Origin of the sequence: Peribacillus sp. NPDC046944 (assembly GCF_050272735.1) — a bacterium.
In the GTDB taxonomy this organism is placed as follows: domain Bacteria; phylum Bacillota; class Bacilli; order Bacillales; family DSM-1321; genus Peribacillus.
In genome coordinates, this window is sequence record NZ_JBNNML010000005.1 from 166521 (window position 1) to 181543 (window position 15023).

Annotated in this window: 13 protein-coding genes and 1 riboswitch; of the genes, 1 reads left to right on the forward strand and 12 read right to left on the reverse strand. The window is 40.6% G+C overall.

All coding sequences use genetic code 11. From position 1 onward, the window contains the following. Positions 1-7: 7 nt before the first annotated feature. From cysC to pdxS, 7 genes are all read right to left on the reverse strand, one after another. On the reverse strand, positions 8-607 hold the full coding sequence (cysC, locus tag ACQKIC_RS11285) for an adenylyl-sulfate kinase (RefSeq protein WP_402958809.1): 600 nt from the start codon (positions 605-607) through the stop codon (positions 8-10). Positions 608-636: 29 nt separating this feature from the next. Further along, a complete protein-coding gene (gene sat, locus ACQKIC_RS11290) occupies positions 637-1785 on the reverse strand; it encodes a sulfate adenylyltransferase (RefSeq protein WP_427591251.1) in 1149 nt (382 codons plus the stop codon). A gap of 27 nt (positions 1786-1812) precedes the next feature. Then, entirely contained in the window at positions 1813-2517 is a 705-nt protein-coding gene (locus ACQKIC_RS11295) for a phosphoadenylyl-sulfate reductase (protein ID WP_402873237.1), read from the reverse strand. A gap of 167 nt (positions 2518-2684) precedes the next feature. Then, positions 2685-2801 carry a YezD family protein gene (locus ACQKIC_RS11300; RefSeq protein ID WP_402873240.1) on the reverse strand — a complete coding sequence of 39 codons (117 nt, stop codon included), beginning with the start codon at positions 2799-2801 and terminating at the stop codon, positions 2685-2687. 168 nt (positions 2802-2969) lie between these two features. Further along, a riboswitch (SAM riboswitch) is annotated at positions 2970-3077 on the reverse strand. 240 nt (positions 3078-3317) lie between these two features. Next, positions 3318-3854 carry an NADPH-dependent FMN reductase gene (gene ssuE, locus ACQKIC_RS11305; protein WP_427591250.1) on the reverse strand — a complete coding sequence of 179 codons (537 nt, stop codon included), beginning with the start codon at positions 3852-3854 and terminating at the stop codon, positions 3318-3320. A gap of 189 nt (positions 3855-4043) precedes the next feature. Next, positions 4044-4637: a pyridoxal 5'-phosphate synthase glutaminase subunit PdxT gene (pdxT, locus tag ACQKIC_RS11310; protein WP_427591249.1), complete on the reverse strand. Its 594-nt coding sequence runs from the start codon at positions 4635-4637 to the stop codon at positions 4044-4046. A gap of 2 nt (positions 4638-4639) precedes the next feature. After that, a complete protein-coding gene (gene pdxS, locus ACQKIC_RS11315; protein ID WP_402868597.1) occupies positions 4640-5527 on the reverse strand; it encodes a pyridoxal 5'-phosphate synthase lyase subunit PdxS in 888 nt (295 codons plus the stop codon). A 132-nt stretch (positions 5528-5659) separates the two neighbouring features. Here pdxS and ACQKIC_RS11320 point away from each other — a divergent pair, with 132 nt between their 5' ends. Further along, positions 5660-7087 (forward strand): PLP-dependent aminotransferase family protein, encoded by a 1428-nt coding sequence (locus ACQKIC_RS11320; RefSeq protein WP_427591248.1) that lies wholly within the window; start codon positions 5660-5662, stop codon positions 7085-7087. Between the two features lie 13 nt (positions 7088-7100). Here ACQKIC_RS11320 and ACQKIC_RS11325 read toward each other — a convergent pair whose 3' ends face one another. From ACQKIC_RS11325 to ACQKIC_RS11345, 5 genes are all read right to left on the reverse strand, one after another. Further along, positions 7101-8435, reverse strand: coding sequence for a D-serine ammonia-lyase (locus ACQKIC_RS11325; RefSeq protein ID WP_402988574.1), 1335 nt, complete (start codon positions 8433-8435; stop codon positions 7101-7103). Positions 8436-8469: 34 nt separating this feature from the next. Then, a complete protein-coding gene (gene pabB / locus ACQKIC_RS11330) occupies positions 8470-10218 on the reverse strand; it encodes an aminodeoxychorismate synthase component I (protein WP_402988571.1) in 1749 nt (582 codons plus the stop codon). 89 nt (positions 10219-10307) lie between these two features. Beyond that, the gene (locus tag ACQKIC_RS11335) at positions 10308-11330 is read right to left on the reverse strand and encodes an LLM class flavin-dependent oxidoreductase (protein WP_402988568.1); all 1023 of its coding nucleotides are present in this window, start codon (positions 11328-11330) and stop codon (positions 10308-10310) included. A gap of 88 nt (positions 11331-11418) precedes the next feature. Further along, on the reverse strand, positions 11419-12417 hold the full coding sequence (locus ACQKIC_RS11340) for an LLM class flavin-dependent oxidoreductase (protein WP_402988565.1): 999 nt from the start codon (positions 12415-12417) through the stop codon (positions 11419-11421). 271 nt (positions 12418-12688) lie between these two features. Next, positions 12689-14935: an AAA domain-containing protein gene (locus ACQKIC_RS11345; protein WP_402988562.1), complete on the reverse strand. Its 2247-nt coding sequence runs from the start codon at positions 14933-14935 to the stop codon at positions 12689-12691. Positions 14936-15023: the final 88 nt, after the last annotated feature.

Here is a 15023-nt window from a genome sequence, read left to right on the forward strand (position 1 = left end):
CCCTAGGTTAAATCGCTCTCTTTGTTGTCAAATAGTCTATAACCTGTTCGACGCACTCTTCTACACTAAACTGACTGGATTCCAATACGATTTCCGGATGTTCCGGTTCTTCATATGGAGAATCGATTCCAGTGAAATTTTTAATGATACCTTTACGCGCCTTGTCGTAAAGGCCTTTTGGATCACGGACTTCACATTCTTCAAGTGGACATTTTATGTACACTTCAATAAACTCGCCTTCTCCAAGCAGGTCCCGAACAATTTGACGATCTGCACGAAAAGGTGATATAAATGCCGTTAATACGAATTGACCACTGTCCACGAAGAGCTTGGATACCTCTCCAATCCGTCTAATATTTTCTGTGCGATCTTTTTCTGAGAAGCCTAAATCCTTGTTAAGTCCATGACGGATATTATCCCCATCCAAAACATAATTTCGGATATTCCGATTATACAACTCTTTTGCAACAGCATTGGCGATCGTTGATTTCCCAGAACCTGAAAGCCCGGTAAACCATATCACCGTGCTCTCATGACCGTTTTGCTTCCGTCTAAGTTCCTTCGTTACCGATGCATCATGCCAAGTTACATTAGTACTTTTACTCATGAGGATCCTCCTTCTAAAACTTACAATAATTAGTTATATACCTCGTTCTTCTTAAGCCCTTCTATCAATACTTCGATTACTTCTTTGCGGCTGAAAGTCGCTGGTGGAATTTCCCCATTCCGTAACATTTCCCTAACCTTCGTCCCAGAGAGGATGACGTGATCTTCTTTACCATGCGGACATGTTTTTGCAGAAGCCATATTCCCACATGTTTTACAATAGAAGCTATGTTCAAAGAATAATAATGTTATCCCTAACTCATCAGAAGTGAAGTTCCCGAAGATTTTTTGTGCGTCATACGTACCGTAATAATCGCCCACACCTGCATGGTCGCGTCCGACAATGAAGTGAGTACAACCGTAGTTTTTACGAACCATTGCATGAAAAATCGCTTCTCTAGGTCCTGCATATCGCATGGCTGCTGGGAATACCGCAAGTGAGACACGGTCCTTTGGATAATACTTTTCAAGTAATACTTTATAGCTTTCCATCCGAACGTCAGCAGGAATGTCATCGGACTTCGTGGCACCAACTAATGGGTTTAAGAATAATCCATCCACTATCTCCAATGCTGTTTTTTGAATATATTCATGGGCACGGTGAACGGGGTTTCTTGTTTGGAAACCGACAACCGTTTTCCACCCTTTTTCTTCAAATGTTTTTCGGGTATCAACTGGGTCTAAATAATGATCCTCGAATAATGGACGCTCGATCCGTTTAATAAGCTTGATTTTACCACCTACATATACATCGCCACGATTATATAGATTTTTTACACCTGGGTGATTCTCTTCATCCGTTTGATAAACTAAAGTTGCCTCCACTTGCTTATCAGGTGTAAATATATCGGAAACGGCAAGGACTCCATAAGTTTGGCCCTCATGAGTTAACTTTACTTCTTCTCCGATTGTAAGAGCGTTTGCCACATCAGCGGAAAGTGGTAATGTAATAGGAATACTCCAGACATGCCCGCTGCTAAGCCTCATATCCTTTACTACTGTTTGATAGTCTTCTTTTGAAAAGAATCCCTCAATGGGGCTGTATGCTCCAGTCCCTATAAGTTCCAAGTCGCTTAATGAGATTTCATCAATTTCAACGGATTGTTCTATTTTAGTTAAATCATAGTCTGGTTCAAAGCGATTGATTAATGTTCCTCCGTGCGGCAAGCTAATGGTCATGCTGATTTCCCCCTGAATTTTTTATAATTATGATAAATGTAATCCGCATTCTGTTTTTTGGGCACCTTGCCATCGTCCTGAACGAAGATCATCAGCATTAATGGCAGGTGCTGTACATGTTTTACAGCCAATACTTGGATATCCATTATCATGAAGTACATTATATGGTAAGCCATTTTTATGCGCATAACGCCATACATCTTTCCATGTCCAATGAATGAGCGGACAAATTTTGATAGATTTGAATTTGTTGTCCTTGTTTATATATTCAGTCAATGCACGGGTTTCCGATTGCTCCCTGCGCAGTCCCGAGAGCCAAGCCGTCGCTGTTGATAATACTTCAGTGAGCGGCGTAATTTTGCGGATGTTACAGCATTGATTTGAGTCATGAAGCCATAATTCATCACCAAATTCAGCGGCTTGTTCTTCCAATGTCATTTCCGGTTTCTTCATTACAATGGAAAGCCGTGGGTAACGATTTTTCACTTGTTCGATTAATTGGTAAGTCTCAGCGAAATGAACATCCGTATCCAAGAATACGATTTTGGCGGAAGGATTAACCTTTGCCAGCAAATCTGTCAGTACAATTCCTTCAATCCCAAAACTACAGGCATAAATGAGTTTATCTCCGTACTCTGAATTTGCCCATTCCAATACTTCTAAAGCGCCTTTTGTATCGCTATCTTCCGGGAACGAAGGTAATGTTGCTGTATCAATATTTTCATAGTCCACTAGCTCTGCCAACTCTATACCCCCTTTTAAGAATCACCCTATGGTACAGCAGATATCTTTGAAAGCCTTTGAAACACCATTTCTTATAATGAAAAAGGCGGCTTTAACCAATAGTTTCCTATTTATATCAGCTAAATCCACCTCTAGTTTTCTAGTCAGCAGTCCATTTATTTAATTCTCAATTTTTCGTTTCTTTCCATTTGTATAACCTTACCGTCCTGAACGATAAGGGTTATGGATCCATATTTCATAGTTTTTAGCATTTCTTGCAGCCTTTCAAATATTTCCCCCAGCTGATTTTCCTTTTCCAAGGCTATTCCTCCTTTAAGAAAACTCGTCGACTAGCTTGTCGTAAGATGATCAGCTTGTAAATGAATTCCCCCAAATTAATAAAATCAATCAGAAAAATCCTTCCATGCCAAGATGGAAAGATTGATAAGGTAATCTTATTTACCTTATCTTCCAAAATGATGACATTTTGTTGGATGTAGCACCTTGCATTCATGATGCAGGTTGCTGGACTTCAAAGGGCCAAATCCCTCCGTCGCTCTTGATAAGTTTTATTATTTTAAATATTAACACATATCAAATCATTGTCAATGGAGTTTTCATATAAATTAACTTGGTTTAATATTTTGGTTTAACTTCAATTATTATACACAAATAGTTCAAGTTTGTTACAGTGATTTGTTAAGCCAGTAAAAAAGGTTCATTCATCCTGAACAAGCTTGAATAAACCTTTAAAGTAGCCTATAACTTAACTCGTTGATGGGAAGGGTCAAGATAAAAAGAAGAAATCATCAATTTCTTCTTTTTTGTATGGCTTCTACAAATTCCTTTACTTGACTCTTTGTACGATCAAGTAATTCCATTTCCTTAATCGGATGTTTTGGATTCTGCTTATCGATTTCTTTATCCACAAAGTATAACCCCTGCATCGGTTCCCCTTTTAATATTGATATAAGAGGTTTCAGCGCATAATCTATAGCCAATAAATGCCTGTTGCTTCCCCCAACCATTATGGGCAAAACTGGCTTATCCTTAAACGCGCCCTCGGGTAATAAATCAATTAGAGCTTTCAACACTCCTGTATAAGATGCCTTATAGACAGGTGAACCAATAATGATACCAGTAGCTTGCTTAATCTTTTCTGAAAGTCTTAGAATATCCTCGCTATCATAACGACCTTGGAATAAGTCGTTTGCAGAAAACTCGGTAATAGAATGATAGTCCGTTGTAAATCCTTCTTTTTCCACCAACGTTTGGATATATTTTAATGAAATATCTGTTCTTGATGGTATAGCAGGGCTGCCTGATAAAATTATAATTTCGCTCATATATATTCCTCCTGTATGTAAAATCTGCAAAGGATCTGGGTCCTTTCCAGTTAAGCAACTTCAATTAATTATCTTAATTATCAGAAAAATAAAAGTCAAGTAACTTGATTGGAATTTATATTTTTGAAACACTAATAAGAATTGTATTATGCCATTGACTAAAAATCCTGCCCCGTTAGGGCAGGATTTTTAAAGCTTTTCAACTCTATTGATTGAGTCTTTCACCATTTTTAAAAAAAGTTGTATAAATCGTTGATCACCGGTCAGTTCTGGATGAAACGAACTGACAAGAACCTGTTCTTGTCTAGCCGCCACTACTTTCCCGTCATAACTTGCTAATATCTCCACATCTTCACCTACGCCAACGGCAAAAGGTGCTCTGATAAAGACACCCATGAAAGGTTCTTCCATTCCTTGAACTATAAGGGGTGCTTGAAAACTTTCCCTCTGACGACCAAAACCATTTCTATTCACTGTAATATTGATAAAACCAAGATGGGGATGTTCCAAACTAACCATTTCCTTTGCCACTAATACCATCCCTGCGCAAGTACCGAAAATCGGTTTTTTTTGTTCGAAAAATGCCGTAATCGGCTCCATGAAACCATAATGGTCCATTAGTTTTCTCATAGTGGTGCTTTCTCCACCCGGAATGATTAGGCCATCGATATCCTTTAACTGTTCTGGGTTCTTAACTAATATCGCATGCTCACTGGCTTCCTTGATTTGGTTCATATGTTCATCTACAGCACCCTGCAAACCTAAAACACCTATGGTTACCATGTTTACCATCCACGCTCCTGCATTCTCTCAGCTGGGGCCAACTTAGAAATATCAATTCCTTTCATCGCGCTTCCCAATTCTTTAGACAACTTGCCTATTAAATCATAATCGGTGAAGTATGTAGTTGCTTGTACGATGGCAGCAGCGAATCTATCGGGATTTTCCGATTTGAAGATTCCTGAGCCCACAAATACACCGTCTGCCCCAAGTTCCATCATCAGGGCGGCATCTGCAGGAGTCGCAATTCCACCTGCTGCAAAGTTTACTACAGGTAATTTCCCTGTGCGCCGGATTTCCTTCAGAACTTCATAAGAAGCACCAATATTTTTTGCTTCAGTCATTAATTCATCCTCGCTCAGCATGCATACTTTACGAATTTGAGATTGAACTTTTCTCATATGCCGTACAGCTTCCACAATGTTCCCTGTCCCAGGTTCTCCCTTCGTCCGAAGCATCGAGGCCCCTTCGCCGATACGTCGGGAGGCTTCCCCTAAATCCCGGCAACCACATACAAAAGGTACTATATAATCGCTTTTCAAAATATGATATTCTTCATCGGCTGGAGTCAGTACTTCACTTTCATCAATGTAATCCACTCCCATGGATTCCAAGATTCTCGCTTCCACAATATGACCGATCCTTGCTTTAGCCATCACTGGGATCGAAACAGCTTTCATCACTTCCTCCACGATCCTTGGATCGGCCATCCTTGCCACACCGCCTGCAGCACGAATATCTGATGGTACCCTCTCAAGAGCCATGACAGCCACCGCCCCCGCCGCTTCAGCAATTCTTGCTTGCTCTGCATTTATGACATCCATGATTACGCCACCCTTTTGCATCTGCGCCATTCCTCTTTTGACTGTGTCGGTTCCTACAAGCTTTTCCATTCTTCTTCCCCCTAATATTTGCATAATTAAGATTTGTTCATTAGTATAAGAAATAGTTGACCACATTGAAAGTGTCAGTTTTAATGAAAATGATAGGGTCAGATAGAAACCACGAAAAGGTCGGTAAAAAAAATGGATATGCTAGCATGTAATTTAAACCGTATGGATGAAGTGCCATTATATGAACAGTTATATTCACACATAAAAACGGAAATTGTAAATGGCCGGCTCCCTTTTGGTACAAAGTTGCCTTCAAAACGGAAACTAGCGGAATTTCTCCACATCAGTCAAAATACTGTCGAGACAGCATATGAGCAATTATGTGCAGAAGGCTATGTTGAAGTCATCCCAAGAAAAGGGTATTACATTCAAACTTCCGAGGATTTGGAATACACACAACCTGTGAATGCTCCAGTCGAAAAGACGGTCAATAACAAGAAAGATTTCCTGTTTCATTTTCACCCCAGCCAGATAGATACAGAAAATTTTCCTTTTGAAAAATGGCGTAAATATACAAAAAACACTATAGACATATCAAATCAAGAACTCCTTTTACTAGGAGACCCTCAAGGCGAATATGAGTTACGTTGTGAAATTGCCCATTACCTGTACCATTCTCGCGGAGTCCGGTGTGTGCCCGAGCAAATCATTATCGGTGCAGGGCTGGAGATTATACTGCAACAACTGATACTACTGTTTGATAAAAAAACAGTATATGGTGTCGAAGACCCCGGATACCATTTAATTTTACGGCTTCTGAAAGGCTATCCAAATGATGTGTATCCACTAGAAGTGGATGAAGAAGGCGTGAAGGTGGATAGAATCGATCAATCCAATATTGACGTCCTTTATATAACCCCTTCTCATCACTTTCCCTATGGAACGGTTTTGTCCGTTAACCGACGTACTCGCTTGTTGAACTGGGCTCAAGAGACGGAAAACCGCTATATCATTGAAGACGATTATGATAGTGAATTTCGTTATAGTGGAAAAACGATTCCCTCTCTACAAAGTTTGGATGCTGGTGATAAAGTGATTTATTTAGGATCATTTTCTAAATCATTGATTCCTTCTATTAGGGTCAGCTATATGGTTTTGCCTCTCGCTTTACTAGAAAAACATAAAGAGGAATTATCTTTTTACCATTCAACTGTCTCCCGAATCGATCAACATATTTTGACACAGTTTATGAGAGAAGGAGATTTCGAGAAACATTTAAACCGAATGAGAAAAGTTTATCGTAGAAAGTTGGAAAAGGTTTTGGAACTATTTAAACCCCATCATCAGCAGATAACGATAATTGGCGAGCGATCAGGACTTCACATCGTCCTCATCGTTAAAAATGGTATGAATGAAGAGGATCTTATCCTAAGAGCTTCAAATGCTAATATTAAGATTTACGGACTATCTTCCTATAGCATTCAACATAAGAAAGAAAGTCCACCCAAAATCATTCTTGGTTTTGCAGGAATTCCTGAGAAGGAACTGGAAAAAGCCATTCAACTATTGCTGGTTTCATGGGGATTCGACAAAAAAAAAGAAGTTCAGAATGGTTACTGAACTTCTTTTTTTGTTACATTCTTGTTAAGTATCTTTCCATCATTTCTTTCGGGACCATACTTCCCCCTGTAGCCCATATGATGTGCGTGGACTGATTTAACCTTCCTGTCAATCCTTCCTTAATGATATACTTTTCTCCTTCTTCCCTACTGAATATTTGAACCGGTCCATATGCTCCTGCCAGGGCTGATGGCTCTAAATAATAAGCTTCCGTTTTAGCCATCATTCGAAGGAAGTCAAATAATCTTTCGTCCCCAATCGTGAAACTTCCACTCAACATAGAGTCCATCATATTCGAAACCAACTTGGAGGGTCTACCGACTGCCAGGCCATCTGCTTCCGTTTTATTATCCACCCCAAAATCCTGCACGGAAACTTTTTCATGAAGTCCTGTTGCCAACCCGAGCGTCATACATGGTGAATGGGTTGGCTCTGCGAAAAAGCAATGAACATTTTTTTGAAAGGCCAGTTTAAGCCCATACGTTATCCCTCCTGGGCCTCCACCCACACCACAAGGTAAGTACACGAACAGAGGATGTTCTTCGTCAACTATAATCGACTTTTCATTCAATTGCTCTTTTAGCCGTGTTGCGGCCGTTGCATAACCAAAAAGTAGATCGACTGAATTTTCATCATCAATAAAATGACAACTGGGATCGAGAGAGGCCTGTCTGCGCCCCTCCTCAACGGCTTTACTGTAGTCCTCTTCATATTCCTTTACGATGACACCGAGCGACCTGAGTTTATCCTTTTTCCACCGCTTGGCATCAGCTGACATATGAACGGTTACCTTAAACCCAAGGTGGGCACTTATTATCCCAATGCTTAAACCTAGATTCCCTGTCGACCCGACAGCAATGGAATAGTGTGAAAATAACTCTTTATATTCATCACTGGCCAATAATTCATAGTTATCGGTTTCTTTAAACCCCCGATCTTTCATCGCTATTTCTTCCGCCCGTTTTAATACCTCATATATGCCACCTCGAGCCTTGATGGAACCGGAGATCGGTAAATGACTGTCACACTTAAGCAGTAGTTTACCTGGGATGGCAATTTCATAGATTTTTTCCATTCGACTCTTCATGGAAGCTATTTCGACTAATGGAGATTCAATGATTCCATTCATGGGTTTTGTTTCCGGAAAGGCTATGGCAATATACGGAGCAAACCTATTCAATCTTTCTTCTGCCTCTTTCACCTTTGCTGCTTGAACAATTGGATGATCAAACATGCTTGTGTAGTTCGGATTTAACCAGAAAGTTTCTTCAGTGTCCATTAGTTGTTTAAGCAATGGATTTTCCTTCCATTCTTTTTTTGTCAGTCCCGCAACTGTATGTTCTTTCATGACACCCCTCCAAATAATGAATGTTATAGAGTTTTTATTGATTGGTAAGCTGAACCTTAATCCTTCCTCTTACACTATTAATAAACCAAATTTCCTCAGCAGTAACCAATTCTTCCTTTTTTATGACCCTTTCCTGGATTTCTTTCCTCTTTAATAGTTCTCGACGAAAAGTTCCTGCAAGCAAGCCTGATTCCAAAGGGGGAGTGATGAGTTCCCCATTGATTTTCACGACAATGTTTCCGTTCGTGAACTCCGTGACATCCCCTTTTTCATTCCAGAGCAATACGTCATGAAAGTCAGGATACCTTCTTTTAAATTCATCATAAACGCCTCGATTCGTAGTTTTATGATGAAGAAAAGGATTTTCACTATGAATCGGACTTTCGGCTACGATAACTGATATTTCCGGATTTACCCCATCAATTACTTGCCCAGAGACACTAATTTCCCCATTTTCCGAAACTAGCACACGAATCTTTTCTAACGTGTCGGTATGTATGGAGGAGTATTCTATTAGTTGATTTCTAAGCGTCTTTTCAGGGAGCCTGAAGCCAAAATAATCTGCAGATTGTATCACTCTTTCAATATGTTCCTCCAATAAAGAATATTCGCCATTCTCAAGCCTGATTGACTCTAAAAGCTGGTAAGCCGGGTGCTCTTCCGTCAATAGTTTTGCTTTCAAGAAGGCTTCCTCGTATTCTTCCAAAGAAGCCGAGTCCCAAGTGATTCCCCCTCCGACTCCATATGCAGCCTGACCAGTTTCCTTATCAATTACTACTGTCCGTATCGGTACATTGAAAACTGCTTCCCGATTAGGAGTGATGTAGCCAATGGCGCCACAATATATTTCACGCGGTGAATTCTCAAGTTCAGCGATGATTTCCATTGTTTTAATTTTCGGTGCACCCGTTATCGATCCACATGGGAAAAGTGCCTTGAATAAATCAATAATAGTCGTTTCCGGCTTCGTACTTGCAGTGATTGTCGATGTCATTTGCCAAACTGTCGGATATTTTTCGATTTCCTTAAGCTTAGATACCTTAACAGTCCCTTTTTCCGATACCATCCCCATGTCATTTCTAAGCAAATCGACAATCATTAAATTTTCGGCTTGATTTTTTTCGGAATTGGCTAACCATTTGGCATTCTCCAAATCTCTCTCTCTATTTCCAGCCCGCTTTACTGTCCCCTTCATGGGACGGGTGATTAATTGTCCATCTTCCCATCGAAAGAATAACTCTGGAGAAGCGGAAAGAATCCGATATGTTCCCAGATTTAAATAAGCACTATAGTTGGAACGTTGAGCTCTTACAAGGCGATTATAAAATGCATAGTCATCCCCTTCAAACTTCGATCGTAAACGCATTGTGTAATTCACCTGATAGCTGTTACCTCTCTCTATCTCTTCTTTAATCCTTTGAAATCCAGCATGATAGGATTTAGAATCGGTTTCGGAATCCCAATCGGCCATATGAAAGGCACCCAACGTTTCTTCTATGAATTCTCCCGGACTTTCAAAAATCCCAAACCATAATAAAGGCATGTTTCCACCCTCTTTTACTTTCAAACAGTTATTAAAGGCTGGGGCGGCTTCATAAGAAACATAACCTGCTACATAATATCCTTCATCAATCGCTTTCTGTACTTCATCGAATTTGATTACCACTTCTTCAATCGAATGGGCAATCAGAATCTTTTTCGGCTTATTAAAATACATGGGCTTTTTATGTCCATATTTATCTGTAAAATGAAACAATAATGATATTGGAACTTCCTGGGTCATGTTTTGCTCCTTCAGTTTTAGTGAATAAAGATATCCCGTTTCCAGTTTTAAAAAAGAGCTTGCAGTGTTTCTGCAAGCTCTTTTAACCCTCATTTCATTCCAGTGATCTCGGCAACGATTTCATAAGAACGAAGTCGGGCTCCGTGATCATAAATCGCCGAGTTTATAATCATTTCATCCGCCTGTGTTTCATCAAGGAAAGCCTGTAATTGTTCCTTGACTTGTTCCGGATTCCCGATGATTGATGCGTTCAATTGCTTCATGACGATCGCTTTTTCGTATTCGGTCCAGAGCCCCTCCATCGAATCGACCGGCGGCGCCATTTGGCCAGGGGTATTCCGAATTAAATTTAAGAATTGTTGTTGATAAGAGGTCGCAATTTTGTGTGCTTCTTCAGTAGTGTCTGCCGCAAATACATTGATGCCTACCATCGCATGTGGTTTATCAAGTACATCGGAAGGTTGGAAATTATTCCGATATCGCGCTAATGCCGGTTTAGTGTTTTCGGGTGAAAAGTGACTGGCAAATGAGAAAGGCAGACCAAGTTTTGCCGATAGCGCTGCACTGAATCCGCTTGAACCGAGTAGCCAAATAGGGATATCCTGTCCTTCCCCAGGTATAGCCCGGACCCGATTATGTTTGGAATCGGCACTTAGATAGCTGCGAAGCTGTTCCAACTGTTCCGGAAAATCCTGTCCATTATTACGGACATCACCGCGAAGAGCCATAGCAGTATACTGATCGCTTCCTGGAGCTCTTCCTAGACCCAAATCTATTCTGCCCGGATACATTGCCTCAAGTGTACCAAACTGTTCCGCAATAACAAGAGGAGCATGGTTCGGAAGCATGATCCCCCCTGAACCGACCCGGATTCTCTCCGTCTTGCCAGCGACATGGCCGATTAGCACGGAAGTCGCAGAGCTTGCGATGCCGGGCATGCTATGATGCTCAGCCACCCAGAAGCGGCGATATCCCCATTCTTCTGCGTGCTGGGCTAAGTTTACGGTATTATGAAATGCTGCAGATACTGTACCGCCTTCAATAATGGAGGCTAAGTCCAATACGGAAAAAGAAATATCACTCAGTTTTTTTGTTGATGTGTCATAATTCATATATTCAACTTCTTTCTCTTTTTAAAATGAATGGTCGCAAAGCCATCATATAGAAAATGCAGGGAAATTGCACATGAATTGCTTATACTTACTTTCCAAAAAGCTCCTTGGCAATCAAACGGAACGAGTTCAAGCGGTCTTCCAATAGATGTGTGATCGTGATAATCATGATTTCATCCGCTTGATATTGCTCCTTTAGGTCCAAAAGGCGACGCTTGACTTGTGATGGAGAACCAACAATCATCTTTTCATCTATTTTCCTCTTCCATTCTTTTTCCCTATCCGTCCATACATATTCGCTAGCCTCTTCTATACTAGGAACCATACTACTTTCCCCTTTATCGCTTTGAATTCTCCATAAAGTATTGCTCAATGCAATTTCTTTTGCTTTTTGTTCATCTTCTGCACAAATTACAGATACCGTTAAGATCGTTTTCGGGGACAAAAGGTTCCCTTTTGGTTGAAAGTGGCTGCGATAATGCTGTAAACTTTTCACACCATCATTTTGGCTCATGAACTCGCCGAATGCGTACGCAACACCATTCTCCGCAGCAAGCTTCGCACTTTTTTCACTTGTGCCAAGAATCCATGGTTCCGGTAAAGTCTCTGGGACAGGTGCAGCCGCAACATTAGAAAACTGGTGATTCTCCGGAAAATCCCCTCTCAGAAAATGTAGCAATTCCTGTACTAGCTCTGGCATTTTGTAGACATTTTGCAAATAATTATCTGACAGTGCCATCGTTGCTTCTGCAGAACCACCTGGGGCACGTCCAATCCCAAGATCGACCCTCCCTGGGAAAAGTGTGGCCAGCATGTTGAATGTTTCAGCCACTCGATATGGCTTATAATGTGGCAGTAAAACAGCACCTGCCCCAATTCTAATGTTCTTCGTTTGAGTACCAATGTAACTAAGCATCACCTCGGGTGTAGCACAGGCCAAACCTGGTAAATCGTGATGTTCCGTCAACCAAATTCTGTTGTATCCCAGTCTATCACCTTCCTGCGCTAGAAGTAGTGAATCATGTAAAGCTTGTTGTGCCGTTTGGCCAGATGAAATGGGCGATTGATCTAAAATACTAAGCTTCATTTCTTCCTTCCTTTCATGTTCTCTTTATACTTCATCGTAAATCATTGGTAGAAAATTGTCGCCTAATTGGCTTATACGTTGAATTCCTTAACTAAGACGATAAGGATTGGAACAAATTTCAGGATGAAAGGGTGATAATGATATTCTAGCGAGGTTATCTATTGGATAATGAATGATTTTTGGTCAAAAATAATTACTTATTCATATATTTTAACGAGTTGAACTATAAAATATTCACAAAAAAAGACCCAATCAGGGTCTTTTCGTCAAATTATTCATTTCTTTTAAATTGAGAGGTAAGTTCCATGGCGATGATTGACGAATCCAGTCGAGCGGATATAAACGGTGGCTGAATTCGATTATTTGTCTCAATAGGGACTCCCAGCCAGACAAAGCGTTTATCGAAGATGATAAACGAGAAGGAAACCGGCAAACTTATAAAGGAATGTAAAGGGATATCCGAATTTCTCTTTCCGGATATGATTGTCAACTTGACCTTGGGGTTTCTTTTCAACAAAATCTGCTTCCAATCATCTGACAGCAAGTTTGCATCAGGGATTGCCATAATCATCTCATGGTTGGTATTACCCAGATCCTCCAAGACTTTTTCCAGTTTTCGTGCATGCATCCACTGCAATCTGGAATGTTGGTGTTTCACCCATTTCCCAATGTCTTTCCTTGGAATCACCTGACCGTTATGCGTTTGATGGTCCACAAGTTGTCGAAGCGTTTTACTACGATATACATGTTTATTTATAAAAGAAGTATCGCACACATGCAGAAATTTACCTTTTGTCCGCGTTATTGCCACATTAATGAGCCGTTCACTTTCTCTTCCTGTCAATAACATCCCAGCACGATCCTGTGGATAGCTATCTACCGTATCAAAAACCATTACATCACGTTCACTGCCCTGAAAACGATGGACAGTTGCGGCAATAATATCAGTAGTTTGCCGTTCGTTCCGGTACAGATCATCCAATAGCTTTTCCATCCATTCAGCCTGTGCCCGATATGGTGCCACATAACCAATCGATTTAGCACCATCAACATATGCTTCATGAATCAGCTGAAATGATAATAATAATTGCCAAAGATTCATCCTTGAGTGGGAAGTACGCTCCGTCATACAATATTCACCAGAACAGCTCGTATCAAGAAGAACAGAAGCCTTGTTGGCAAACGGTTCCGCAGCCCTGATACTTTCTCTGCTTATCGAAACACTTTCATGATCTCCCACAAAATTGTTGTAGACAACACGGTTTGTAAAGGCCGAAATCTCTGGATGCATACGGCGCTGTTCTTTTAAAAGGAATAAATGTGGATGAAGCGTCCCTTCTTCAACTGATTGCGCAACTCCAGCCCTATGAAATATATCCTCTTTCAACCAAAGTTTCACTAAGGAATCACGGGCTGCTGCGATCGGTGGAAGCTGTTTGAAATCACCTGAAACTAAAATGTGTTTAGATAAAGCCGCAGCAAATGCCACTTGCGGTACGTATGCCATGCTGGCTTCATCCAAAATGATCAAGTCATACTCCCTAGTGTATAACGTTTCATCTTTAGCGGCTTTTGCCAGGGTCGTCCCGATAATTTTGGCTTCTTTTAGGAATTCTATCTCTTTTTGACGGATTTTCTCCAAAACCCGCGCCAATTTCTTTTCTAATTCAAGCAATTCGTCGGTGTCCCTTTTACTGAATGAACCTGCTAAATCCTGTTTCAATAAACGTTTTTCTCCTACAAGTTTCTCTTTATCCGCTAATAAGTCCGGTTCATGCTTCCCTAGTAATTGCCCCGTTACAATATCTTCATGAATTGCTAAGGATTCACCGATTTGTGACCCATATCGAAGGACGTCCCCTTCGTGAAAACGTTCTTTCCTTTTTATGAATGAAGAAATTTCGGCCATCAAAACATCAACAGCTTGATTACTATGAGACAGGACGAGTATCTTTTTACCTTGAAAATAATGGTTGGCAGCCGTACGAGCCAATGTGTAGGTCTTTCCAGTCCCGGGTGGACCCCAGACAAATGTGACTGGATTGAACTTTGAGCGTGCATACAATTCCCTCACACTACTTTGTTTCTCGCTGGAAGGATGTTTTTGTGGCATGGAAGGATCCATAAGACGCTTAATCCTCAGCCTCTTTTTCTTACTTCTCTTAACTTCATCTAACCTTGTGATTAGTTGCTCTAAAAGTTCCCAAGGATCGTGGTATAGAAATGCTTCCCCTATTAAATCACCCAATGACCGTTCAAAGGAAAGGATGATGCTTTTTCCTTCTGACGATAAAACTCTCCCATCCTGTTTAATTCCTCCCCATTCCAGCCGTACAATCGACCCGACCGGAATTTTCACTGAAGAGCCCGTTTCGAAGAAATAGGTGAATGAGCCATCACTTGAAAGGAGATGGCCATTTGAAACTAAATATTTTGTACTTCCGTATTTCTTTAGATGCAGAATTTCAAGTTGAAGGGCCTGTTGCCATTCTTTTATATAATTTACCGTTGAATTCATTGTTCACGTTCCCTCACAATTTATGCTAATGAATGAAAAAGAAAGCTATACTAAAATACTTTTTGTGAGTAAAATTCGACCACAAAAA

What these genes read in the sequence shown, in the direction of transcription:
- cysC (WP_402958809.1), bottom strand. Translation starts at nt 607, where the DNA reads ATGAGTAAAAGTACTAATGTAACTTGGCATGATGCATCGGTAACGAAG.
- sat (WP_427591251.1), bottom strand. Translation starts at nt 1,785, where the DNA reads ATGACCATTAGCTTGCCGCACGGAGGAACATTAATCAATCGCTTTGAA.
- ssuE (WP_427591250.1), bottom strand. Translation starts at nt 3,854, where the DNA reads ATGAGCGAAATTATAATTTTATCAGGCAGCCCTGCTATACCATCAAGA.
- pdxT (WP_427591249.1), bottom strand. Translation starts at nt 4,637, where the DNA reads ATGGTAACCATAGGTGTTTTAGGTTTGCAGGGTGCTGTAGATGAACAT.
- pdxS (WP_402868597.1), bottom strand. Translation starts at nt 5,527, where the DNA reads ATGGAAAAGCTTGTAGGAACCGACACAGTCAAAAGAGGAATGGCGCAG.
- ACQKIC_RS11320 (WP_427591248.1), top strand. Translation starts at nt 5,660, where the DNA reads ATGGATATGCTAGCATGTAATTTAAACCGTATGGATGAAGTGCCATTA.
- ACQKIC_RS11325 (WP_402988574.1), bottom strand. Translation starts at nt 8,435, where the DNA reads ATGAAAGAACATACAGTTGCGGGACTGACAAAAAAAGAATGGAAGGAA.
- pabB (WP_402988571.1), bottom strand. Translation starts at nt 10,218, where the DNA reads ATGACCCAGGAAGTTCCAATATCATTATTGTTTCATTTTACAGATAAA.
- ACQKIC_RS11335 (WP_402988568.1), bottom strand. Translation starts at nt 11,330, where the DNA reads ATGAATTATGACACATCAACAAAAAAACTGAGTGATATTTCTTTTTCC.
- ACQKIC_RS11340 (WP_402988565.1), bottom strand. Translation starts at nt 12,417, where the DNA reads ATGAAGCTTAGTATTTTAGATCAATCGCCCATTTCATCTGGCCAAACG.
- ACQKIC_RS11345 (WP_402988562.1), bottom strand. Translation starts at nt 14,935, where the DNA reads ATGAATTCAACGGTAAATTATATAAAAGAATGGCAACAGGCCCTTCAA.